Here is a 19,947-nt window from a genome sequence, read left to right as displayed (position 1 = left end):
GCAATCAGAAAGGAACGATAGATGGAAATTATTTTGGGTGTGGTCATGTTTACCGTGATCCTGCTGGCACTGGTGGCAGTCATTCTGTTCGCCAAGTCCAAGCTGGTGACCGCGGGCGACGTGACAATCAGCATCAATGGTGACCCGGCCAAGGCTGTGACCAGCCCGGCCGGTGGCAAGCTGCTCGGCGTGCTGGCTGGCAGCGGTATCTTCGTCTCCTCCGCCTGTGGCGGCGGTGGCTCCTGCGGCCAGTGCAAGGTACGGGTGAAATCCGGTGGCGGCGACATTCTGCCGACCGAACTGGATCACATCAGCAAGGGCGAAGCCCGTCATGGCGAGCGTCTGGCCTGTCAGGTTACCGTTCGCTCCGACATGGATATCGAACTGCCGGAAGAGATCTTCGGGGTGAAGAAGTGGGAATGTACTGTTATCTCCAACGATAACAAGGCCACCTTCATCAAGGAGCTCAAGCTGCAGATCCCCGATGGCGAGAGCGTGCCGTTCCGCGCCGGTGGTTATATCCAGATTGAAGCCCCGGCTCACCACGTGCACTACAAGAACTTCGATATTCCCGAGGAGTATCGCGGTGACTGGGATCGCTTCAAGATTTTTGAGCTGGAGTCCAAGGTCGATGAGCCAATCATCCGTGCCTACTCCATGGCCAACTATCCGGAAGAGTTCGGCATCATCATGCTGAACGTGCGTATCGCGACCCCGCCCCCGAGCAACTGGACTGCCCCTCCGGGACAGATGTCCTCCTACATCTTCAGCCTCAAGGCTGGCGACAAGGTGACTATCTCCGGTCCGTTCGGTGAGTTCTTCGCCAAAGATACCGATGCCGAAATGGTATTCATCGGTGGTGGTGCAGGTATGGCGCCGATGCGTTCCCATATCTTCGACCAGCTGCGTCGCCTGAAGTCCAAGCGCAAGATGAGCTTCTGGTACGGTGCCCGTTCCAAGCGCGAAATGTTCTATGTCGAAGACTTTGACATGCTCGCCGCCGAGAACGAGAACTTCACCTGGAACGTCGCCCTGTCTGATCCGCAACCGGAAGACAACTGGGACGGCTACACCGGCTTCATCCACAACGTGCTCTACGAGAACTATCTCAAGAACCACGAAGCACCGGAAGATTGCGAGTTCTACATGTGTGGACCTCCGGTGATGAACGCTGCCGTCATCAACATGCTCAAAGATTTGGGCGTTGAAGACGAAAACATCCTGTTGGATGACTTTGGTGGTTAATCCATGCACAGTGTTGTAAAGACCTGGCTAGCCTTCGGGCTAGCCTTTTTCTTGACTGGGTGCGGTCAGGAGACGGTCCAATCCAAACCGGAGATCCACATCACCGGTAGCACCATGGGCACTTACTACTCCATCAAGGTGGCGGACAGCGCCATCACCGATCCAGCCAAATTGCAGGCCGAGGTCGATGTCTTGCTGGAGCGGGTCAACGATCAGATGTCGACCTATCGCCCCGATTCCGAACTGTCGCGCTTCAACCAGAGCCGTGACAACAAACCGGTAGTGGTCTCCCGCGATACCGCACGGGTCGTCACAGAGGCCATTCACATTGGCCGTGAGAGCCAGGGGGCGCTGGACGTCACCGTTGGCCCCTTGGTCAATCTGTGGGGCTTTGGCCCGGACAAGAAGCCGACCAAGGTCCCCTCCGACGAGCTGATCACCCAGACTCGCCAGAAGACCGGTCTGGGCAACCTGCACGTCATCACCTCGGTGGATGCCGATACCCTGCAAAAAGACATTCCGGATCTTTACGTCGATCTCTCTGCCATCGCCAAGGGCTTTGGTGTGGACAAGGTAGCCGAGTATCTGGAGTCACTGGGTGCGCGTAACTATCTGGTGGAGATTGGCGGCGAGCTGCGGATCAATGGCGTCAACGGCAAGGGTCACCCCTGGCGCGTCGCCATCGAGAAGCCCACCGCAGGCACCGGCACGGTGCAAGAGGTGATCGTGCCCGGTGACAACGGGGTAGCCACCTCCGGCGATTACCGCAACTACTATGAACTGGATGGTCAGCGCTTCTCCCACACCATAGATCCGCGCAGCGGCAAACCGATCCAGCACCGTCTGGTGTCGGTCACCGTGATCCATCCCTCCTGCATGACTGCAGACGGGTTGGCCACCGTGTTTATGGTGATGGGGACCGAGAAAAGCCTGGCCTATGCCAACGAGCGCGGCCTGGCGATCTTCGTGATCACCAAGACGGACAACGGCTTTGAAGAGGCTTACTCCGATGCCTTCAAGCCCTATCTGGTCAAGAAGTAAGAGGTAGAGATGCAGATTTTTCTGATCACCTTCGGGGTATTCATGCTGGTGATAGCCGCCATGGCTATAGGTTACATCTTCCAGAAGAAGACCATCTCCGGCTCCTGTGGCGGTCTGGGTAGTGTCGGCATCGAGAAAGAGTGCGATTGCCCGGAACCCTGCGACAACCGCAAGAAGAAGATGGCCAAGGAAGAGGCCCGTCGCAAGATGCTGGAAGAGAACCGCATCATCTGATGACTCTGGTTTTTCGGTAAACAAAAGCGCGCCATCGGCGCGCTTTTTACTGGGCGTTAACGGTCAGGGCTGACGTTCGATATAGAGGATCACTTCGCCAAGATGGATACCGAACTTGCTGATCTCGGCACGATTGATCAGACGCTCTTCGTCCAGCAGGTACATCCAATCATCGAAGCTCACCCGCACCACCTCGCCATCCGGCAGCGCCAGATCGAGCTGATAACGCCAGTTGAGGGCAAACCCTTGGGTTTTACCCACCGCCTCCCCCACCACATCGGAAGCAGTACCGCGCCAATGACCATCATCGCCCTTGCTCAGATACCAGGTACGGGTCTGCTGGCGGCCATCATCAAAGTAGAACTGCTCGAACAGCTCTCCCTTGCCATCCTTCCAACGACCCACCATCTCGACCCGAAAGCGACTGGTCACTTCGCCGCTGCGGTCGGTCACCAGGCCGTGAGCCACCAATTTGCCATTGAAGAAACGGGCGAGATCCCAGTTTGGCCCCTGCCCCCGATAGTCATCGAGACTGGCACCACAGCCACCCAGCAGCAGAAAGGGGAGCAACAACAACCAGCGGTATGCACGATAGAAAGGCATCAGAGACTCCATGTTCAGGGTTGGCCACGCAGGCGGCGGGTCAGGGCGGGATCGCGGCTGTTGTCAGCCAGCCAGATGGCGAGAAAAGCGGCCGAGAATTGCGGATCGGCCAGAGTGCCGAGGGGTTTTTCCTGCCACCAGAAGTGGCCTACCCCGCCCTTGTCGACATAGAAGGTGAGCTTGTCACCTGCCTGCACATCGGGCCAGAGTGATGCGAGCTGGCCGAGCCAGCGCTGACGCTCGACTTCAGTGCCAAGACCGAGTCGCTGCCACTCGGCGGCAGTGGCGCTCAGCAGATCTTCCCGCTCGATGGCTCTGGCATAGGTGAGGATCAGGGCCTGCGGATAGTGACCGGGCTGATAGCGCCCGCTCACACTGTAGAGGGTGGCATCGTAGAGCTTGAACCAGAGCCAGTTCATCTCCCCCTGCCCGACCGGGCGCAACTGCTGCCAGGGGGCGGAAGAAGCCTGCACCGCGGTTGCAGTAAAGAGCGTAAACGCCAGCAGCAGCGGGTTAATTCCACCCCATATGCCAGTGGTTGGGGTCTTCCAGTTCATGCCAGTCCATCTCCTGTTCCTGCAGGGTGTTGATATCCTGCATCACCACCTGCACCAGCCGACCTTGCGCATCCCGCTGGCAGGCAACCACCAGATAGAAGCGATCCGTCAGCTCATGCTGGCTCTCTTTGGTCCATTTGGAAAAAAGCAACGAGTCGGTCGAAAAGGTGTTTGTCATGACTCACCCTCCAGCTTGACCATTACCCACAGGAGTACGGGTAACCACCACATCCAGATCACTGCCAGCAGCGCCGTGCTGATCCAGATGCCCCAGGGTAAGTTTACTGCCCCCATGGCGGCCCCCGCCACATAGGAGGAAGCACCGCCAAATACGCCAAACAGCGCCTGCTGCCAGCGAGGCAAGCGCAGCAGCCAGCGCATACCGTGGGCCAGCGTCAGGGCAAAACCGAGCCAGAGCAGCACCAGCCAGAGGGGAAAACCGGACGGGAAACGGAACAGGCCGAGCTGCCAGAGCAGGGTATCCAGCAGACAGCCGACGACCGCGATGGGGAGCAGCCGCCAGTCACGCAGGCGGCTGGGTGAGAAGATAAAGTGCAGCAGCAACATTGCCAGCAGCGGGCCCGGCTGCTGCCACTTCACCGCCAGCAACCAGTAGAGGTTGAACCCCAGCAGGTGAGCCCACTGCCACATGGTCAGTGACCGCTTACTGGCACATCACCCGACCAGCCAGCAGGCCCCGGCTTGGCGGCCTCCAGCTGCACCAGACTGATGGTGCGCTCCCAGAATCCCCCCTCGCAATAGGCAAAGTAGAAGTGCCACAGCCGGATGAAATCCTGGCTGTAACCGAGCTTGGGCAGCTCGGGCGCCAGCGCCAGAAAGCGATCGCACCAGTGAGCCAGGGTGCGCGCATAATGATGGCCGTGATCGTGCAACCGTACCAGCTGCATGTCGGTCTCCCGCGCCAGCAACCCCGCCATCTGGGAGACGCTCGGCAGGCAACCACCGGGGAAGATGTAGCGCTGGATGAAATCGACTCCGCGCAGATACTGGGCATGGCGCTGATCGGCGATGGTGATGGCCTGAATCAGCAGGCGGCCACCGGGCTTGAGCAGCCGTGACAACTGGCGGAAATAGTCGGGCAGGAAGGCGTGGCCTACCGCCTCGATCATCTCGATGGAGACCAGCTTGTCATACGTCCCCTCCAGCTTGCGGTAATCCTCCAGCAGCAAGGTGATGCGATCCCCCAGCCCCTCCCGCGCAATCCACTCCTTGGCATAATCATGCTGGGCCCGGGAGATGGTAGTGGTGGTCACCCGGCAGCCATAGTGGCGGGCGGCATAGACGGCGAGGCCGCCCCAGCCGGTGCCGATCTCCAACAGATGATCGTCAGGCCCCAGCGCCAGCCGCTCGCAGATGGTGCGCAGCTTGGCCTGCTGTCCCTCTTCCAGCGTGGCCTCGGCACTCGGATAGATGGCGCTCGAGTACTGCATATGGCTGTCGAGAAACCCCTGATAGAGGGTATTGCCGAGATCGTAGTGGGCGGCGATGTTGGAGCGCGAACCTGTCAGGGTATTGCGGTTGAGCCAGTGGCGCACCTTGTTGAACGGGAAACTGAGCCAGCCGAGGCGCCGCTCGAGGGAGTCGAGCAGGGTCAGATTCCGGGCCAGCAGCCGCACCAGCGCCACCGGGTCCGGGCTGGTCCAGAGCCCCTCCACCCAGGTTTCCCCGGCGGCAATGCTGCCCCCCAGCAACAGGCGACGATAGAAGGCAGGATCTTGCACCACCAGTTCGGCATGCAGATCGGTACCCGCGACGCCAAAGCTGTGGCGCTCACCGCCATCCCGCAGCAGCAGCTGGCCATGTTCTAGGCGACCCAGCAGATTGAGCAGCAGTTGTCTTGCCCCCTTGTCGATGAAAGAGGCAGAGAGGGTTGATTGAGCAAGTTCCATTAGCGGCTCTCCGGATGGGTAAATATCGGGGTTCGTTTGATAAAAAGACGCAGGGCCTGCCAGTAGATCCCGAGCAGCACCTTCATGGTCATCCATGGCCAGCGGGCCAGCAGGGCCACCAGCCCCTCGCGCGACAAGGGTTCGCGAGTGAGCGCCAGGGTGGCGTCAAACAGCTTGGCTTCACCGGATACGGGGTGACTCTCGATATGGATCAGAGTCTCCTGCGCGGGCGGTCTGATGCGCCAGTGATAACGCATCGCCAGTCCCATAAAGGGGGAGACGTGAAAATCCTTGTCATGGGGCGCCAGCGCCGCGAGATCCAGCAGGTAGTAGTGACGCTCGTTCCAGGGGGTGTTGGAGACCTCTGCCAGCAGATAGCGCGCCTCTCCCTGCCGGTAGCAGAAGTAGAAGTTGACCGGGCTGAAGTAGAACCCGAGACAGCGCACATTGCCAAGCAGCAGTACCCGCCCCTCGGGGTCGGCATCGCCACCCAGCTCGCTCACCTTCTGCCACACCGCCTGCTTGAGGCTCCCCTCGCTGCCTTTGAGATAGTCATGGCGGTGAAACGAGAGCAACCCCGCTCGCTCAACCCTGAACCAGCGTCCCTGTTCGAGCTGCGGCAGCTCGTCGAGATCCAGTCCCAGCATAAAGAGGCTGTAGGAGAAGGCGTGGGGCCGCGGCGCGAAACGGCGGTGGCGCACCGAGCCTTGCCAGATGGCGCTGGTGACACCGGCCAGTTCGTCGGCCCCCTCATGTTCGGTGACCACGGTGGCACCGTTCATAGTTCGGCTCCGAAGCGCCTCGCGACATCCAGCGCGCTGCGCACCCCATCCTCATGGAAGCCGTTGTACCAGTAGGCACCGCAGAAGTGGGTGTGCTGCTGGCCGCAGATCTCCGCGCGCCGCTGCTGGGCGGCGATGGAAGCCTGATTGAACACCGGATGGTGGTAGACGAAGCGGCGCAGCACCTTGCTCTCATCCACCTTGCCCCTGGGATTGAGGCTGACGCAAAAGGGCTCCGGCGAGTTCACCCCCTGCAGGATATTCATGTTGTAGCTCACCAGCGGCCGCGCCTCGTCGTTGCCATCGAGCTGATAGTTCCAGCTAGCCCATGCCTTGCGACGGGTGGGCAGGCAGCGCGCATCGGTATGGAGCCAGACATCGTTGGCCTGATAGGGCATGTCGCCGAGGATGGCTTGCTCCCGCTCGCCGGGATCCGCCAGCAGCGCCAACGCCTGATCGCTGTGGCAGGCGAAGATCACCTCGTCAAACCGCTCCTCGCCGTAACTGCTCTGGATCATCACGCCGTCCGTGTCCCGCCGCACGCTCTGCACCGGACAGGCGAGGCGGATCTGCGGCTGCCAACCCGCGGTAAGGGGGCCGATATATTCCCGCGAGCCACCCGGGATCACATACCACTGGGGGCGATTGGCTACATCGAGCAGGCCGTGGTTGGCAAAAAAACGCAGGAAGAAGCCAAGGGGGAAGGCGCGCATATCGGCCAGGGTCGATGACCAGATTGCCGCCCCCATCGGCAAGATGTAGTGGCGGGCGAAGTAGTCGCTAAACTCCCCCGCCAGCAGAAAGTCTCCCAGGGTCAGCTCGGGGCCAGCCCCTTGATGTTGCCCATCCGCCAGCCAGGCCCGTGCCTCCCGGTTGAACCGCAAAATCTCGGCGACAAAGCCGTAGAAGCGCGGACTCAGCAGATTGCTGCGCTGGGCAAACAGGGTGTCGAGGTTGTGGCCGTTATACTCCAGCCCCTCCGGGCTCTTCACCGAGAAGCTCATCTCGGCCGGTTGCCGCGCCATGCCGATCCGTGCCAGCAACTTCAAGAAGTTGGGGTAGGTGCGATCGTTGAAGACGATAAAACCGGTGTCGATGGCATAGCTGCGGCCAGCCTGATTCACATCGACGGTGGCGGTGTGACCGCCCAGAGTCGGCGCCGCCTCAAACAGGGTGATGTCATGGAGTTTGTGGAGCAGAAAACCGGCGGTAAGCCCCGAGATCCCTGAACCGACGATGGCGATCTTTTTCTTCATGAATGGCTTCCTTTCGATACGAGTGCGCGGCCAAGGCGCCGCCAGAGCCCCACCGGCAGCGCACCAAGCAGGCGCAGCAACCAGATGAAACGGCGGGGAAAGTGGATCTGGTGACGACCAGCGGTCAGCCCGTCCATGATGGCGCGAGAGGCCTGCTCCACCGTCACCAGACAGGGCATGGGAAAATCATTTTTGGCGGTGAGCGGCGTCTGGACAAAGCCGGGGCGGATCAGGGTCACCCCGATCCCTTTGCTGGCCAAATCGAGGCGCAAGGTATCCGCCAGATAGTCGAGGGCCGCCTTGGAGGCGCCATAGGCCTCGGCCCGAGGCAGCGGCAGCCAGCTCACCGACGAGCTAACGATGGCCAGCCGTGACCCAGCCCCGAGCAACGGCAAGAAGGCGGCCAGCGCATGGCCGGTGGCGGTCAGATTGGTGTCGATGACACGGGCAAACAGCTCGCTGTCAAACCCCTCCGCCACATCCATGTACTCGCAGTTGCCTGCGTTGAGGATCAGCAGATCGAGGGATGGCAGCGTAGCAGCCACCCCGCTCATTGCGGCCAGATCCCGGGCATCGAACTGCAGCGGCGTGACGCCGTGCAGCCCCAGCGCCTGCAGTCGTTCGCCATCGCGGCCACAACCCCACACCTGCCAGCCTGCCCGCCGGTAATCCAGCGCCAGTTGACGACCGATGCCGGAGGTCGCCCCTGTGATCAGCACCCGGCCGCTCATGCGCCAAGCCTCATCTTGATGGTGCGCACCACTGGCCCGAGCAGCGGCAACTGCTCGTAGAGCATGGCGCCCAGGTCAAAATAGTCCCTGTGCTGGCACACCTTGCCCGCCTCGTCGAATTCGAGGCGGGTGGCCCCCTCCACCGTCACCGGCTCACCACCACGCAATCTGGGGTGAGAGAAGGTCATGGTCCAGCCGAGCCAGGCCTGCGGCCCCTGCTGCTGCTGACTGGTGATGACGAAACGGCAGTAGGCGAGGCGCTGATAGAGGGCGGCAAAATAGTCGCCAAGGGCCGCCAGCCCCTCGATACGGTGGGCCGGATCGGTAAAGACCACCTGTTCGGCATAGACCTCGGGCAAGCGGTGCAACTGCTGTTTGTCCAATTGCTGATAGAGGCCAATAAAGCGGGCCAGCGGCTCGTTCATCCTATTTCTCCAGAGAGCGAAACATCTCGATGGCTCTCACCCGGGCAACGGCGTGATCCACCATGGGTGCCGGATAATCCTGTCGCCCCTTGAGCCGCAGCCAGTCGTGGGGCTGATGCACATAAGCGGCGGGAATATCGGCAAGTTCAGTTACCCAAGTACGGATAAACTCCCCTTGTGGATCAAATCGTTGCCCCTGAGTGGTGGGGTTGAAGACCCGAAAATAGGGCGCCGCATCGGCGCCGGTGCCCGCTGCCCACTGCCAGCCGCCGTTGTTGGCCGCCAGATCCCCATCGATCAGCCGACTCATGAAGTAATCCTCCCCGAGCCGCCAGTGGATATGGAGATCCTTGGTGAGAAAACTCGCCACTATCATTCGCAGCCGGTTGTGCATCCAGCCGGTGGCGTTGAGGCAGCGCATCGCCGCATCGACGATGGGATAACCGGTGCGCCCCTCGCTCCAGGCGGCGAAGGCATCCGGGTCCCAGCTCCACGGCAAGGCTGCCGTCTCGGGTTTGAAGGGGCGATTCATGGAGAGGGTCGGGATCAGCACCAGCAGGTGGCGATAGAACTCGCGCCAGACCAGCTCATTGAGCCAGACAAAGCCGGGCTGGGCATTCGACTGGGGCCGATAGCCAAGCCGCTGCTGGAGCGCCGCCACGCACTGACGGGGGCTGATGATGCCCGCCGCCAGATAGGGGGAAAGCACAGAGGTGCCCGCGATGGCAGGAAAATCCCGGGTCTCCCCATAGTCAAGCACTGCCTGCTCCAAAAAAATGTTCAAACGACGCAGAGCTTCTGCCTCCCCCACTGGCCAGCGGGGATCCGCCGTCAGCTCGCCGAGCACCTCATCAACCCACGCACGTTCGGCCAGCGGCTGCCACGGCAGTGGCTCGCCCCGTGGCGCAGGAGCGCGATGAATGACAAACCCCTCTTCATCGAGGGCCTTGAGCCAGGCTCGGCTGAAGGGAGTGAAGACCTTGAACATCTCACCCGAGCCGGTCAGCACCCGCCCCGGCGGCAATACGCAACAGCCGTTGAGCCAGTGACAGCTCACCGCCAGCTCTGCCAGCACCGCGCTGACGGCATGGTCGCGGCGCTGCTCGTCGATCTCGATAGCCTGATTGGCGTAGAGCTGGGTCACCCCCAGCTCGCGGCAGAGGTTTGCCAACGCAGCGGGCGTCTCGGCAAAAGTCTCCACTCGCAGCAGATGGAGCGGGATGCCGAGGGCCGCCAGCTCGCGGCCCAGCACATCGACCTGCGCCAACATAAAGCGCTGACGAATCGGGGCCATTTTGTGCTGCCGCCACTGGGTGGGAGAGATGATAAAGAGCACGGCGACCGGTTCATCACCGGCGCAGGCATGCCGTAGCGCCGGGTTGTCGGCAAGGCGCAGATCGTTGCGCAACCAGACCAGCTTCATGATTTTTTCCTCCCGCGTCCGCTGGCACCAGCCGCAGCAGGTGCGTCCACCATCAGCTCGGCAAGGCTCGCCTGCCAGCCGTGGGCTTTAAGCCACTCATCGTCGTAGAGGCGCCCCAACTCGCCAAACAGACGCGTACCGACGGGCCATCCGGCGGCCAGCTCCTGTTTGCCAAGACCAGCTCCCAGCAGCACCAGCCAGGGGGTAACGGCACGTCCTTCCAGCAGGCTGGCATGACGGGGCTCCACCTCCCCCAGCAGTTGCACCTCATAACCCAGACCGATCAGCTCGTAGGCGGCCCAGACCAGATCGAGGGGGCCAACCTGTCCCCAGCTCGCCAGCGTGATCGGCACGCCCTTCTCCTGCTCGATCAGGTGGCGGGCGAAGCGGGTATGGAGCCAGCCCAGCCACACCTGTTGCAGCAACTCGCCATCGGGCCGCTCGCGCCACAACCCCAGCAGCCGCTCCACCAGCGGTTGCAGTACCCGGCTGCGCACCAGCTCGAACGGGTAGCTTGCCAGCAGATCGTTGAGCTCGGCCTCCGCCTTGCGCTGGTTGAAGGCGAGCAGCGCCTGACTGAACTGCTCCAGGGTCTGCTGCCAGTGATCGCTCACCGGCGCGGAATGGGGTTCGCTCAGGAGCCCCTTCACCTGCCCGATACTCACCCCCCGCTCCAGCCAGCTCAGGATTTCGCCGATTTGGCGGATATCCTGCTCGCTGTAGAGGCGGTGGCCCTTTTCGGTGCGGGCAGGTTGCACCAGACCATAGCGGCGCTGCCAGGCACGCAGGGTCACGGCGTTGACGCCGGTGAGACGGGAGACCTCGCGAATGGGGTAGATCCCCTCATCAGCGAGAGGAGCAACTTCTTGCGATAAATCAGACATGACAACGTCCATCAAACAGAGGGGTAAGGCTCCCCGGCGCAAACCATGCGCCGGGGCAACAGAACGGATTCAGAGCCCGTAACGCAGTTTTAGCGTGTTGGGATGAAGGTCGAGATAGACCTGCTCGACCGCACAAAACAGAATTCTCAGAGCCCGTAGCGCAATTTGAGCGTATCGGGGTGCGGATTGAGATAAACCTGCTCGGCGAGATAGGGATTGGGGTACTCGCGCAGGTAGTGACGGATCAGGGTGAGCGGCACCAGCAAGGGGAATATGCCGGTGCGGTACTTGTCGATGGTATCGGCCAGCTCCTGCTTCTGGGCCGGGGTCAGCACCCGCTTGAAGTAGCCCTGCAGGTGCATCAGCACATTGGTGTGGCTGCGGCGGTTGGCTCGCAGGGTCAGCGCCGTCATCAATCCCTTGATGTAGTTGTCGGCCACCTCCTGCAAATTGGTGGACTTGCCCAGATTGCCGAGCAGCTTGCCGAGCGCCCTGTAGTGGGTGGTGGCGTGGGAGAGCACCAGATACTTGTAGCGGGAGTGGAAGCGGATCAGCGCAGAGGCGGTAATGCCGCGGGCGCAGAGTTGCTGCCAGTCATGGTAGGCGAAGACCCGCAGCACAAAGTTCTCCCGCAGGATGGGGTCGCACAGGCGGCCATCCTCTTCCACCGGCAACAAGGGGTTGGCCTCCATCAACGCCTTGGCAAAGAGGCCAATCCCCTCCTTGGCGCTCCCCTCGTTGTTGGCACCATAAATTCTCACCCGCTCCATACCGCAGCTGGGTGATTTGGCACAGAGGATGTAGCCGGAGATAAAGTCGAGCTGACGAGCCTTCTGCTCGCTGAAGGCAATCAGCTGTTCGGTGACATCGAAGCTACCGTTGCTCGCCTCGGCGCGGATCTCGCCGTTGCGCTTGACCAGCCGGATGGCGGCGCGAGGCGCCCCCAGACCGATAGCCATCTCGGGACAGACGGGGTGATAGTCAAAGTGAGCGCCAAGATCCCGTTCACAGAAGCTGGAGCGCTTGTGGCCCCCATCGAAACGTACCTCTTGTCCCAGCAGGCAGGCACTGATACCGACTTTAATCTTGTACATGATGACGCTCCTTGTATAAGCATTGATTCAGTTATAGCAGTTATACAAAAAAATGAAAGTTGTATAACTATTTGCGACTGATACGACACAAGGAGAAAAAAGGGATCACCGGAAAAAGAAAAAACCCATGGCGAACGCCATGGGTAAAAATCAAGACACTACGGACTACGGGAAGGAAAATTAGAAGCTGTACTTCACACCCAGGCTGGAGATGGAACCTTTTTGCAGATCCCAGTTGCGATAGGTGTAATCGGCTGTCAGTGCCCAGTTCTGGTTGAGCTTGTAGGCACCGCCCACCTTGAAGTCGTGCATATCATCGGTCATGTTGGCGTAGCGGTAGGCAGTGGAGAGCTCGACATTACCGATGTCATAGCGCAGACCCACTTCACCGTACATGCTGCCGCTATCTTTGCGAGCAACAGCATCCCACCCTTTGTTAGCGATATCGCTGGCAAGTTCACGCTCCAGCATGTAGCCGGTCAAACCGGTTTCACCGTAGAGGTTCAGACCCGTGCTCAGCGGGGTAAATACACCGACACCGATGCTGGAGATCGACATGCTGTCGTTGCCGTTGCTGCGAGAGGTGTATTCAGTGCTGCCGCGACCATAGAAATTGGAGCCGAAGCTCTTGGAGAGATCCAGGCTCAGACCGCCAAAATCACGGGTTCCTTTGCTGTCATTGCTGAAGGTACCGTTGAGATAGTCGGATTTGGTGTGCGCCCAGGTGGCGGAACCCTTGGCGTAGCTAAAGGCATCCTGCGCCATGACGGAAGTAGAGGCAAACCCGGCCAGAACCAGAAGAGAGACAGTTGCTTTTTTCATGATGATAACTCCATGTGATTGGGCCCGTTGCTAGCGAGCTGGTATGGAGTCATTGTGCGATCAGGTTCCCGGCTTGCCGAGCTGCAAGCTGTTGCAGAACCATGTCAGATGTAAGCAGATATTGCAGGGGGTGTCAGCGGCAACAAGTTGCCGGCCCACACGGTTTGCATGGGCCGGAACAACGCCAAATCAGCGGAAGACCACCTCGTCAATTTCAACCCGCACCAGCGGCTGACCGGTCAATCCGGCAGGACGGGGGATCTCGAGGACCAGCGACGGACGGGCTTGCCCCTTGCGCAGATAGGTTTCCGGCAGACGATTCTCGGCAACCCAGAAGCGGGCCTCCTGACGACTCAGCTGCACCCCGTCAGCACTGAACAGGGTCACCATGCCACGTACCCCGACCACATTGCGGGTGCCGGTATTGCTCACCATAAAGGTCAGCACCAGCGGGTCAGATCCCTCGATCTTGTCCAGCTTGACCACCACACCGTCACGCGCCATCTGGGCAAGCAGTTCCGGATTGGCCTTGGCCTGATCGGTCAGCACCGGAGCAGCGACGGCCACCACGGCCCCACCCTTTCCATCAGCAGCCACGCCCTGTACGGACTCGGCCGGTTTGACCACCAGATACTCCCAGGTGAAGTCGTCGTTGAGCTGAACCTGCCGGCCATCGGGCAGCGTCACCTGAGAAAGAGGGGCTGCCTGCGCCAGTACGGGGGAGAGGCACAGGGCAATCAGCAGACGGGAGAAGGGTTTCATAGGGCGAAGCTCGGTCACGGGTGAAAGGGCGACAGTATAAACAGTCCCATCGCCCCTTGCCTATGACAGCACTCACGTTCTGGCACCCGCATCGCTTGCCCGCAGGCTAGATGGCGAGATCGTGCCGCTCTTTCTGTGCCATATCCAGGGTCACCAGATCGAACTTGCTCCCCTTGAGGGCGGACAAAATATCCGATTGCATATCAAAGGCCTGCGCACGCTGATGCTCGGGCAGACGCACCCGGGCCAGGGTGGTGGAGCAGTCGCACAGGGTATGGAAAAAGACCTGTGCCTCGTCCAGCCCCATGTCAGCCAGCATCTGCTCGGCTTGATCCACCATTCGCAGATAACGCTGCTCAAGCTGCCGTGGATTGGTGAAGCGATTGCTGAGGCAACCGTTGCTCCCCTTGCCCCAACGACCGAGCTGACGCTTGTTGAAGCCGTAACGATAATCGCGGCGCATCAATCCGTTGTCGGCAAAAAACCAGATTGAGTTGGCAGGCAGAGACCCGAACTGGGCAAGATAATCAGCACGCTCCTCCACCGCTGCCGGAACCAGCAACGGCAGATGAGTCCATTCCGGACGAGTCTGCACATACTCACCAATGCGACGAACCGGGTCGATCAGCCCTTCAATATTTGGCAGGCGATCGCAAAAGACGATCTCGTCACTCTTGATGACCCAGTGATCGATGCCATAACGCTGGCAATAACGGCGGGCACGGGCCACTTCGCTGCGACTGCGGGTCGGATTATCGAGGGTAATTGCGTGGATTTTCACACCGGCAGCGCGGCACAGCTCGATGCTGTAGCAGGATTCCAACCGTCCCGAAAAAGAGACAACCAGCTCGTCAAAACTTGCCAGTCGCTCAATCAGCAGCTGTTCCCTGGCTTGAAAAGAGTGATCATATCCCTGATTCAGTACAACTACATTGGCACCCATTAAACAGCTCCGGATGATGAACAGGTGCAGTATTGTGCGGCAAACAAACTGAATAGACCCTTAAAGAGTCTGGTTAAAATTAAAACTTGATGATTATTTCCTGTGATTCTGCTGCTAAATCTTCATTTTGGGCGTCATAAATTCGTAATCTTGCTTGGTGAACCCGATGGGCTCGCAAGAAACCCTGCGCCTGATCCAGCGAGGTGAAAGTCAGGCGCCCTCCCTCGCTGTCAGTCAGGCAGAGGCACTCTCCTTCTGCCTCAACACAGAGCTGATAACCGCTGCCATCCTTGCAGGCGATGATCAGGGTCGCCTCGGGATAGTGACTGAGCCAATTGCGAAACCGGCCATGCTCCATAGTGCTCCTACAGGGGCATCACCCCTTGCCGGCGGCGGGCAAACAGCCCAGCTCACCCAGTTGCTGGCGACAACTCGCCGCGTCGGTAAAGACGATCCCCCTGATACCGAGGGCCTCGGCGGCCGCGATGTTGGCGGGACTGTCATCGATGAAGATGCACTCTGCCGGTTTCAGATCGAACGACACCAGCAGATAGCGATAGATATCCGGCTCCGGCTTCATCATCCGCACCCGCGCCGACACCACCTTGCCGCTAAAGAAGCGCCAGAAATCCTGATGCTGCTCCAGCCAGTCGATGCTGGCATGACCCATGTTGGAGAGGGCATACAAGGTGTGCCCCGCCCCGTGCAGCTCGGCTATCAGGGTTAGCATAGCGGGATCTGGCAGCAGGGAAGCGGGAACTGCCTGTAAAATGGCCAGATTCTGTGCCGTCGAGAGGCCGGTGCGCGCTTGCGCTTCCCGGGCCATGGTGTGGAGCGACATGGTGCCTCTGTCCACCTCCAGCCAATCCGGGTGGTTAAAAAGCAGCTCGGCCAACTGTTCGGCCCCTTGCGGGCCACGCACCGAACGCACTATGTCTACCGGATTCCAGCTCACCACCACCCGTCCCAGATCGAAAATAATCGCCATCGTCTTTACCTCCCCCACTGGGTGTCAGTCATCAAAACAGAGTCAATAGAACATCGCTAATACGCCATTTTCTTAACCGGATACCCTGCCCCCATCCCCGCCTGCGGGCAAGTTTTACTTGCATCAGACCGACAAATCCCTTAATGGTTATGACGTTACTTCAAGGACACACCTATGCACGCACCATTCTTCTTTGCTTTCTCGTTTATCCGGCCCGCTTGAGGGAAGGCCTGTCGTCGTGTGAACAGAAAGCAAAGACGAATCGAGCCTCCCCTAGCGGAGGCTTTTTTTTGCATTAATATCAATCGATTACTTGGATAGGGAACAATCATGGCAACGCTCGACGAGATCAGACAAGACATCACCCGGTTGGATCAGGAGCTGCTTGCCCTGCTGGCGAAACGCAAGACCCTCAGCATCGAGGTCGCCCGTGCCAAGCAAGCCAACCCGCGCCCCATTCGTGACCACCAGCGGGAGCAGGAGCTGCTGGTTGCCCTGATCCAGAAAGGACGCGTGCTTGGGTTGGATGCCCAGTACATCACTCGCATCTATCACACCATCATCGAAGACTCTGTGCTCTCCCAGCAGGCCTATCTGCAGAGCCTGCTCAACCCGGAGCAGCAGGAGCCGATGACCAGCGTCGCCTATCTGGGGCCGCGCGGTTCCTATTCAAGCCTAGCCGCCCGCAAATATCTGGCGCGCTACAAGGATCAGGTGATCGAAGTAAACTGCCAGAACTTCCGCGAAGTGCTGGATGCGGTGGAGTCGGGTCGCGCCGCTTTCGGCGTGCTGCCCATCGAAAACACCAGCTCTGGCTCTATCAACGAAGTCTATGACGTGATGCAACACACCAGCCTCTCCATCGTCGGCGAGCTCACCTACCCCATCGAGCACTGTATCCTCACCGCTGTACCGACCGAGCTGAGTCGCATCAAAACCTTCTATGCCCACCCGCAGGTGTTCCAGCAGTGCTCCCACTATCTGAGCAAGCTGGAAGGGGCGCGTCACGAGATCTGCGACTCCTCCTCCAGTGCCATGATGAAGGTGAAAGAACTGGCCAGCCCGGAGGCCGCCGCCATCGGCAGCGCCGCCGGTGGCGAACTGTATGGTCTGGATGTGCTGGCCGAGCAGCTTGCCAACCAGAAAGAGAACTACAGCCGCTTCATCGTGGTGGCGCGCAAACCAATCGACGTGGCACCGCAGATCCCGGCCAAAACCACCCTCATCATGTCCACCTCCCAGAAGCCGGGTTCGCTGGTCGAGGCGTTGCTGGTACTGCGCAGCCACGAGATCAACATGACCAAACTGGAGTCCCGTCCGGTGCAGGGCAACCCGTGGGAAGAGATGTTCTATCTCGATGTCTCCGCCAACCTGCAGACCCCGGCGATGCAGGCCGCACTGGTGGAGCTGACCAAGATCACCCGCTATATCAAGGTGCTTGGCTGCTACCCGAGCGAGGATGTGAAACCCACCGCAGTGCCGCCGGTGCTGATGGGGAGCTAACCAGCCCACAACGACAAAAGGCGAGCACCCTGCTCGCCTTTTGTTTTGATGCCGGTTTTCACGGCAAGCCCATCAACTCAGAACTGACCGGCCATCAGCTGGTTGATGTTGTAGAGGGCACGGGTATCGAGCTCCATCTCGGTGGCATAGGTGTTACCGCGCGGATAAGAGGCAACCACCCGGGCACCACGCACCACACCGGCGACCGACACATCCAGCGAGTTGGAGGTCTGGGTCAGGTCACGATAGCTGCTCTGGCCGCGCACCTGCTGACCATTGAGCTGCTCGGCCAGCTCGCGATATGCATCCATCTTGGAAGCGCGAATGGCTTGCAGCATCTTCTCCGACTGGGAGGGACCGGGCTGGATGTCGATCACCGCATAGCCCACGGCCTTGAGCACCGGAAAATCATCGGGCTTGCCACCCTGGGTGTAATCCACCACCCGGTTGTAGCTGCAACCGGTGAGCAGGAGTGCCAACAGGCAACCAAACAGGATCTTCATGACTCGCTCCTCACGGGGTCAGATTGACCAGATGACCGCCCGGCCGGGCCTGACTGTCACGCATCAGATAACCGCGATTGATCGATGCCCGACCAAACGAATTGTTGGCACCGAACAGATATTTTTGCGGGATCAGGCTCTGGGCCGTGGTCTCCACCATCTTGGTGCGCATGTCGATAACGCGGGCATTGACCAGAATTCCCTTGCTGTTGCGGCTGAAGGTGCCGACCAGAATGCGGGAGATCGGCAAACGGGAAGAGAGCTCCTTGTAGTTTCGGCTCAACACGAAGTCCCCCTGCGGTGTCACCTTGATACTGCCGGTCAGCTTGAAGTCCACCACCACCTCGCCGCGACGGTTGAGCTCGTAGATAAAGCTCTCCTCAATCTGCTGCCCCATCCAGTTGGTATCCTGCAGGGTGTCGAGATCAACGAAAGAGGCCACCGCGATAGGCTCGGTCAGGGTGGTCAGCGATTTGCGCTCCATCAGCTGATCGGTCATGCGCGCCACCAGCCAGTTGAGTTCCATCCCCTGCGCCGCCTGGCGGGGGTCACCCTGATCCCGATTGATAGGGTCGGAGCCACACCCGGTCAATGCCAGGGCAAGCGCCAACGCCGTGATGAGTTTGTTCATGGATACCTTTCCTGTATCTGCACCTGACTTATTATCGGACGCGCCGGACAAAGCTTGAGCCGGGAATGAGGCATGATTCTTGCTTTTTAATGGACATCGTCAGCGCCAACGTGCGCTGCCACTTGGAACGTGTTGTGATCCATGTCGGCCAGCAGGCGCCATTTCTTCAAAATGGCTCGGCGGCCCGCCAACTCAAGGTATCTGCTATGAAATTACCGCTGCTGTTGACCCTGCTGCTGGCCAGCCTGAGCGCCCGAGCCGAGCTTATCGAAGCGCAGGGCAGCGCCGCCATTCTGGGGGGCGATGAGGTCTATGCCCGCGAGCAGGCGACCCGCGACGCCCTGCGTCAGGCGCTGCTGGCCAGCGGCGCGGCCGTTTCCAGCGTCCAGCGTCTGGAAAATGGCAGCCTGCGCTCCGAGCAGATCCAGATCCGCTCCGGCGGCGACATTCGCCAGTATCGGCTCAAGCGGGAAGAGGTGCGCAACGGCCGCATGTATATCACGCTAGTGGCCGACATTCAGGCCGAGCGCCAGATCTGCCAGACCCAGCACTTCGCCAAGGATTTGACACTGGTGAGGCTGCGGATGCGCTACCCCGATCAGGCCAGCTACGGCGCCATGGACGACATGCCGGAAAACCTCTCGCGCCGGCTGTTCGAAACTCTCGCCAATGCGCCGCAAGGGGTCGCGGTGCGCCAGTGGCTGGATGAAAACCTGCGCATCGACCCGCTCCATCTGCAACAGGGGGATCGCAGCGCCCTCGAAGAGATAAAGGCACTCAGCCTGCGCACCGACAGCCAGTATCTGGTGCTCGGCAGCATCGACGATCTCTCCATCGAGCCGCAGGGCAACCAGCTGACCAGCTGGTATGAGGATCCGGTGCGCAACTTTCGCATGCAGCTCTACCTGTTCGACGGCATCAACGGCAGCCTGGTCAACCGCAAGGTCTACGAAGGGCGCGCCACCTGGACCTTTGGCAAGCGGGAGCAGGTGGGCAGCAGCAGCGGCCAGTTCTGGCAGTCAAGCTACGGCCAGGAGGTCAGCTACCAGTTGCAACAGGCCGCTCAGGATCTGGTGGCCCAGCTCACCTGCGCCCCGGTCACCGCCCGGGTGGTCGGTCAGAACGAGCGCGGCCCCTACATCAATCTGGGACGGCGCAACGGCGTCAAGCTCGGCGACCAGTTCCGCATCCAGCACAACGCCGACTTCATCGATCCCTACGGCAAGTCGCGCATGATGCGCAACCCGGCCGACGGCCTGTTCGAAGTGGTGCAGATATTCGACGATGGCGCCATCATCAGCAGCCAGAACAAATATTCACCGTTTAACATCCAGAATGGGGATTTGGCAGTATTGGAATAAGAATCAAAGGTTTAAAAGGGAGTTGCTTCTTGTATAATGCCCGCCACACAGCTCCCGTAGCTCAGCAGGATAGAGCGGTCCCCTCCTAAGGGACAGGCCACTGGTTCGACTCCAGTCGGGAGCGCCATACAAAACAAGGGGTTAGCATCTTCATGATGCTAACCCCTTGGTCATTTTTGGCGACAATGAATCCGACCATCCAACCGTAATGACCCTATCCTTTCTGCGTTCAGAGCATGCACGCTCTCT

Annotated in this window: 24 protein-coding genes, 1 tRNA gene and 1 other annotated feature; of the genes, 6 read left to right on the top strand and 19 right to left on the bottom strand. The window is 60.1% G+C overall.

What is annotated here, in order from left to right; all coding sequences use genetic code 11:
• Positions 1-21: 21 nt before the first annotated feature.
• From nqrF to nqrM, 3 genes are read left to right on the top strand one after another with little or no spacing between them, the layout of a single operon-like run.
• Complete coding sequence (gene nqrF, locus AB5Y99_RS11740) at positions 22-1,245, top strand: NADH:ubiquinone reductase (Na(+)-transporting) subunit F (protein WP_005338656.1); 1,224 nt, start codon at positions 22-24, stop codon at positions 1,243-1,245.
• A 3-nt stretch (positions 1,246-1,248) separates the two neighbouring features.
• Positions 1,249-2,286 (top strand): FAD:protein FMN transferase ApbE, encoded by a 1,038-nt coding sequence (locus AB5Y99_RS11735; RefSeq protein ID WP_005358608.1) that lies wholly within the window; start codon positions 1,249-1,251, stop codon positions 2,284-2,286.
• Positions 2,287-2,295: 9 nt separating this feature from the next.
• Complete coding sequence (nqrM, locus tag AB5Y99_RS11730) at positions 2,296-2,520, top strand: (Na+)-NQR maturation NqrM (RefSeq protein ID WP_005338668.1); 225 nt, start codon at positions 2,296-2,298, stop codon at positions 2,518-2,520.
• A gap of 63 nt (positions 2,521-2,583) precedes the next feature.
• On the opposite strand, the gene AB5Y99_RS11725 is transcribed toward nqrM, so the two are convergent.
• The 17 genes from AB5Y99_RS11725 to AB5Y99_RS11645 form a co-directional block, all read right to left on the bottom strand.
• Complete coding sequence (locus AB5Y99_RS11725) at positions 2,584-3,123, bottom strand: DUF3833 domain-containing protein (RefSeq protein WP_111899932.1); 540 nt, start codon at positions 3,121-3,123, stop codon at positions 2,584-2,586.
• Between the two features lie 14 nt (positions 3,124-3,137).
• Positions 3,138-3,680, bottom strand: a complete 543-nt coding sequence (locus AB5Y99_RS11720; RefSeq protein WP_368209762.1) for a chalcone isomerase family protein — start codon at positions 3,678-3,680, stop codon at positions 3,138-3,140.
• Entirely contained in the window at positions 3,637-3,858 is a 222-nt protein-coding gene (locus AB5Y99_RS11715) for a TIGR02450 family Trp-rich protein (RefSeq protein ID WP_019445887.1), read from the bottom strand. Before AB5Y99_RS11715 ends, AB5Y99_RS11720 begins: the two co-directional genes overlap by 44 nt.
• A complete protein-coding gene (locus tag AB5Y99_RS11710; RefSeq protein ID WP_213386711.1) occupies positions 3,855-4,331 on the bottom strand; it encodes a DUF2878 domain-containing protein in 477 nt (158 codons plus the stop codon). The genes AB5Y99_RS11715 and AB5Y99_RS11710 overlap by 4 nt, the downstream gene beginning before the upstream one ends.
• 2 nt (positions 4,332-4,333) lie before the next feature.
• Entirely contained in the window at positions 4,334-5,590 is a 1,257-nt protein-coding gene (locus AB5Y99_RS11705) for a cyclopropane-fatty-acyl-phospholipid synthase family protein (RefSeq protein ID WP_021230329.1), read from the bottom strand.
• Positions 5,590-6,372 carry a DUF1365 domain-containing protein gene (locus AB5Y99_RS11700; RefSeq protein ID WP_368209759.1) on the bottom strand — a complete coding sequence of 261 codons (783 nt, stop codon included), beginning with the start codon at positions 6,370-6,372 and terminating at the stop codon, positions 5,590-5,592. The genes AB5Y99_RS11705 and AB5Y99_RS11700 overlap by 1 nt, the downstream gene beginning before the upstream one ends.
• A complete protein-coding gene (locus tag AB5Y99_RS11695) occupies positions 6,369-7,628 on the bottom strand; it encodes an NAD(P)/FAD-dependent oxidoreductase (protein ID WP_368209758.1) in 1,260 nt (419 codons plus the stop codon). Before AB5Y99_RS11695 ends, AB5Y99_RS11700 begins: the two co-directional genes overlap by 4 nt.
• The gene (locus AB5Y99_RS11690) at positions 7,625-8,359 is read right to left on the bottom strand and encodes an SDR family NAD(P)-dependent oxidoreductase (protein WP_368209756.1); all 735 of its coding nucleotides are present in this window, start codon (positions 8,357-8,359) and stop codon (positions 7,625-7,627) included. Before AB5Y99_RS11690 ends, AB5Y99_RS11695 begins: the two co-directional genes overlap by 4 nt.
• Positions 8,356-8,784 carry a nuclear transport factor 2 family protein gene (locus AB5Y99_RS11685; protein WP_043819061.1) on the bottom strand — a complete coding sequence of 143 codons (429 nt, stop codon included), beginning with the start codon at positions 8,782-8,784 and terminating at the stop codon, positions 8,356-8,358. Before AB5Y99_RS11685 ends, AB5Y99_RS11690 begins: the two co-directional genes overlap by 4 nt.
• Position 8,785: 1 nt before the next feature.
• A complete protein-coding gene (phrB, locus tag AB5Y99_RS11680; protein ID WP_323890775.1) occupies positions 8,786-10,207 on the bottom strand; it encodes a deoxyribodipyrimidine photo-lyase in 1,422 nt (473 codons plus the stop codon).
• Positions 10,204-11,091: a MerR family transcriptional regulator gene (locus AB5Y99_RS11675; protein ID WP_323890773.1), complete on the bottom strand. Its 888-nt coding sequence runs from the start codon at positions 11,089-11,091 to the stop codon at positions 10,204-10,206. Before AB5Y99_RS11675 ends, phrB begins: the two co-directional genes overlap by 4 nt.
• A 146-nt stretch (positions 11,092-11,237) precedes the next feature.
• Positions 11,238-12,185 (bottom strand): DUF523 and DUF1722 domain-containing protein, encoded by a 948-nt coding sequence (locus tag AB5Y99_RS11670; protein ID WP_323890771.1) that lies wholly within the window; start codon positions 12,183-12,185, stop codon positions 11,238-11,240.
• Positions 12,186-12,365: 180 nt separating this feature from the next.
• On the bottom strand, positions 12,366-13,007 hold the full coding sequence (locus AB5Y99_RS11665) for an outer membrane beta-barrel protein (protein ID WP_139433737.1): 642 nt from the start codon (positions 13,005-13,007) through the stop codon (positions 12,366-12,368).
• A 189-nt stretch (positions 13,008-13,196) separates the two neighbouring features.
• On the bottom strand, positions 13,197-13,769 hold the full coding sequence (locus tag AB5Y99_RS11660) for a DUF3157 family protein (protein WP_244775377.1): 573 nt from the start codon (positions 13,767-13,769) through the stop codon (positions 13,197-13,199).
• Between the two features lie 106 nt (positions 13,770-13,875).
• Positions 13,876-14,712 carry a hypothetical protein gene (locus AB5Y99_RS11655; protein ID WP_368209754.1) on the bottom strand — a complete coding sequence of 279 codons (837 nt, stop codon included), beginning with the start codon at positions 14,710-14,712 and terminating at the stop codon, positions 13,876-13,878.
• A 79-nt stretch (positions 14,713-14,791) separates the two neighbouring features.
• Positions 14,792-15,070 carry a DUF6482 family protein gene (locus tag AB5Y99_RS11650; RefSeq protein WP_005338699.1) on the bottom strand — a complete coding sequence of 93 codons (279 nt, stop codon included), beginning with the start codon at positions 15,068-15,070 and terminating at the stop codon, positions 14,792-14,794.
• A gap of 18 nt (positions 15,071-15,088) precedes the next feature.
• Entirely contained in the window at positions 15,089-15,700 is a 612-nt protein-coding gene (locus AB5Y99_RS11645; RefSeq protein ID WP_342400569.1) for an HAD family phosphatase, read from the bottom strand.
• Positions 15,701-15,870: 170 nt separating this feature from the next.
• Positions 15,871-15,992, top strand: a sequence feature (Phe leader region).
• A gap of 38 nt (positions 15,993-16,030) precedes the next feature.
• On the opposite strand from AB5Y99_RS11645, the gene pheA reads away from it, so the two are divergent.
• Positions 16,031-17,203: a prephenate dehydratase gene (gene pheA / locus AB5Y99_RS11640; RefSeq protein WP_005343631.1), complete on the top strand. Its 1,173-nt coding sequence runs from the start codon at positions 16,031-16,033 to the stop codon at positions 17,201-17,203.
• 77 nt (positions 17,204-17,280) lie between these two features.
• On the opposite strand, the gene AB5Y99_RS11635 is transcribed toward pheA, so the two are convergent.
• Both AB5Y99_RS11635 and AB5Y99_RS11630 read right to left on the bottom strand, forming a co-directional pair.
• Complete coding sequence (locus tag AB5Y99_RS11635) at positions 17,281-17,706, bottom strand: LPP20 family lipoprotein (protein ID WP_005349622.1); 426 nt, start codon at positions 17,704-17,706, stop codon at positions 17,281-17,283.
• Positions 17,707-17,716: 10 nt separating this feature from the next.
• The gene (locus AB5Y99_RS11630; protein ID WP_005338718.1) at positions 17,717-18,337 is read right to left on the bottom strand and encodes a FlgO family outer membrane protein; all 621 of its coding nucleotides are present in this window, start codon (positions 18,335-18,337) and stop codon (positions 17,717-17,719) included.
• 206 nt (positions 18,338-18,543) lie between these two features.
• On the opposite strand from AB5Y99_RS11630, the gene AB5Y99_RS11625 reads away from it, so the two are divergent.
• Entirely contained in the window at positions 18,544-19,698 is a 1,155-nt protein-coding gene (locus tag AB5Y99_RS11625) for a flagellar assembly protein FlgT (protein WP_368209751.1), read from the top strand.
• Between the two features lie 50 nt (positions 19,699-19,748).
• Positions 19,749-19,825: transfer RNA gene (locus AB5Y99_RS11620), tRNA-Arg, on the top strand.
• The last annotated feature ends 122 nt before the right edge of the window (positions 19,826-19,947 follow it).

Origin of the sequence: Aeromonas sp. R4-2, assembly GCF_040908295.1 — a bacterium.
Classification (GTDB): Bacteria; Pseudomonadota; Gammaproteobacteria; order Enterobacterales; family Aeromonadaceae; genus Aeromonas; species Aeromonas veronii.
The sequence above is the reverse complement of the archived record's forward strand: the minus strand, read 5'-3'. Positions and strand labels throughout refer to the sequence as shown.

What these genes read in the sequence shown, in the direction of transcription:
- nqrF (WP_005338656.1), top strand. Translation starts at nt 22, where the DNA reads ATGGAAATTATTTTGGGTGTGGTCATGTTTACCGTGATCCTGCTGGCA.
- AB5Y99_RS11735 (WP_005358608.1), top strand. Translation starts at nt 1,249, where the DNA reads ATGCACAGTGTTGTAAAGACCTGGCTAGCCTTCGGGCTAGCCTTTTTC.
- nqrM (WP_005338668.1), top strand. Translation starts at nt 2,296, where the DNA reads ATGCAGATTTTTCTGATCACCTTCGGGGTATTCATGCTGGTGATAGCC.
- AB5Y99_RS11725 (WP_111899932.1), bottom strand. Translation starts at nt 3,123, where the DNA reads ATGCCTTTCTATCGTGCATACCGCTGGTTGTTGTTGCTCCCCTTTCTG.
- AB5Y99_RS11720 (WP_368209762.1), bottom strand. Translation starts at nt 3,680, where the DNA reads ATGAACTGGAAGACCCCAACCACTGGCATATGGGGTGGAATTAACCCG.
- AB5Y99_RS11715 (WP_019445887.1), bottom strand. Translation starts at nt 3,858, where the DNA reads ATGACAAACACCTTTTCGACCGACTCGTTGCTTTTTTCCAAATGGACC.
- AB5Y99_RS11710 (WP_213386711.1), bottom strand. Translation starts at nt 4,331, where the DNA reads ATGTGGCAGTGGGCTCACCTGCTGGGGTTCAACCTCTACTGGTTGCTG.
- AB5Y99_RS11705 (WP_021230329.1), bottom strand. Translation starts at nt 5,590, where the DNA reads ATGGAACTTGCTCAATCAACCCTCTCTGCCTCTTTCATCGACAAGGGG.
- AB5Y99_RS11700 (WP_368209759.1), bottom strand. Translation starts at nt 6,372, where the DNA reads ATGAACGGTGCCACCGTGGTCACCGAACATGAGGGGGCCGACGAACTG.
- AB5Y99_RS11695 (WP_368209758.1), bottom strand. Translation starts at nt 7,628, where the DNA reads ATGAAGAAAAAGATCGCCATCGTCGGTTCAGGGATCTCGGGGCTTACC.
- AB5Y99_RS11690 (WP_368209756.1), bottom strand. Translation starts at nt 8,359, where the DNA reads ATGAGCGGCCGGGTGCTGATCACAGGGGCGACCTCCGGCATCGGTCGT.
- AB5Y99_RS11685 (WP_043819061.1), bottom strand. Translation starts at nt 8,784, where the DNA reads ATGAACGAGCCGCTGGCCCGCTTTATTGGCCTCTATCAGCAATTGGAC.
- phrB (WP_323890775.1), bottom strand. Translation starts at nt 10,207, where the DNA reads ATGAAGCTGGTCTGGTTGCGCAACGATCTGCGCCTTGCCGACAACCCG.
- AB5Y99_RS11675 (WP_323890773.1), bottom strand. Translation starts at nt 11,091, where the DNA reads ATGTCTGATTTATCGCAAGAAGTTGCTCCTCTCGCTGATGAGGGGATC.
- AB5Y99_RS11670 (WP_323890771.1), bottom strand. Translation starts at nt 12,185, where the DNA reads ATGTACAAGATTAAAGTCGGTATCAGTGCCTGCCTGCTGGGACAAGAG.
- AB5Y99_RS11665 (WP_139433737.1), bottom strand. Translation starts at nt 13,007, where the DNA reads ATGAAAAAAGCAACTGTCTCTCTTCTGGTTCTGGCCGGGTTTGCCTCT.
- AB5Y99_RS11660 (WP_244775377.1), bottom strand. Translation starts at nt 13,769, where the DNA reads ATGAAACCCTTCTCCCGTCTGCTGATTGCCCTGTGCCTCTCCCCCGTA.
- AB5Y99_RS11655 (WP_368209754.1), bottom strand. Translation starts at nt 14,712, where the DNA reads ATGGGTGCCAATGTAGTTGTACTGAATCAGGGATATGATCACTCTTTT.
- AB5Y99_RS11650 (WP_005338699.1), bottom strand. Translation starts at nt 15,070, where the DNA reads ATGGAGCATGGCCGGTTTCGCAATTGGCTCAGTCACTATCCCGAGGCG.
- AB5Y99_RS11645 (WP_342400569.1), bottom strand. Translation starts at nt 15,700, where the DNA reads ATGGCGATTATTTTCGATCTGGGACGGGTGGTGGTGAGCTGGAATCCG.
- pheA (WP_005343631.1), top strand. Translation starts at nt 16,031, where the DNA reads ATGGCAACGCTCGACGAGATCAGACAAGACATCACCCGGTTGGATCAG.
- AB5Y99_RS11635 (WP_005349622.1), bottom strand. Translation starts at nt 17,706, where the DNA reads ATGAAGATCCTGTTTGGTTGCCTGTTGGCACTCCTGCTCACCGGTTGC.
- AB5Y99_RS11630 (WP_005338718.1), bottom strand. Translation starts at nt 18,337, where the DNA reads ATGAACAAACTCATCACGGCGTTGGCGCTTGCCCTGGCATTGACCGGG.
- AB5Y99_RS11625 (WP_368209751.1), top strand. Translation starts at nt 18,544, where the DNA reads ATGAAATTACCGCTGCTGTTGACCCTGCTGCTGGCCAGCCTGAGCGCC.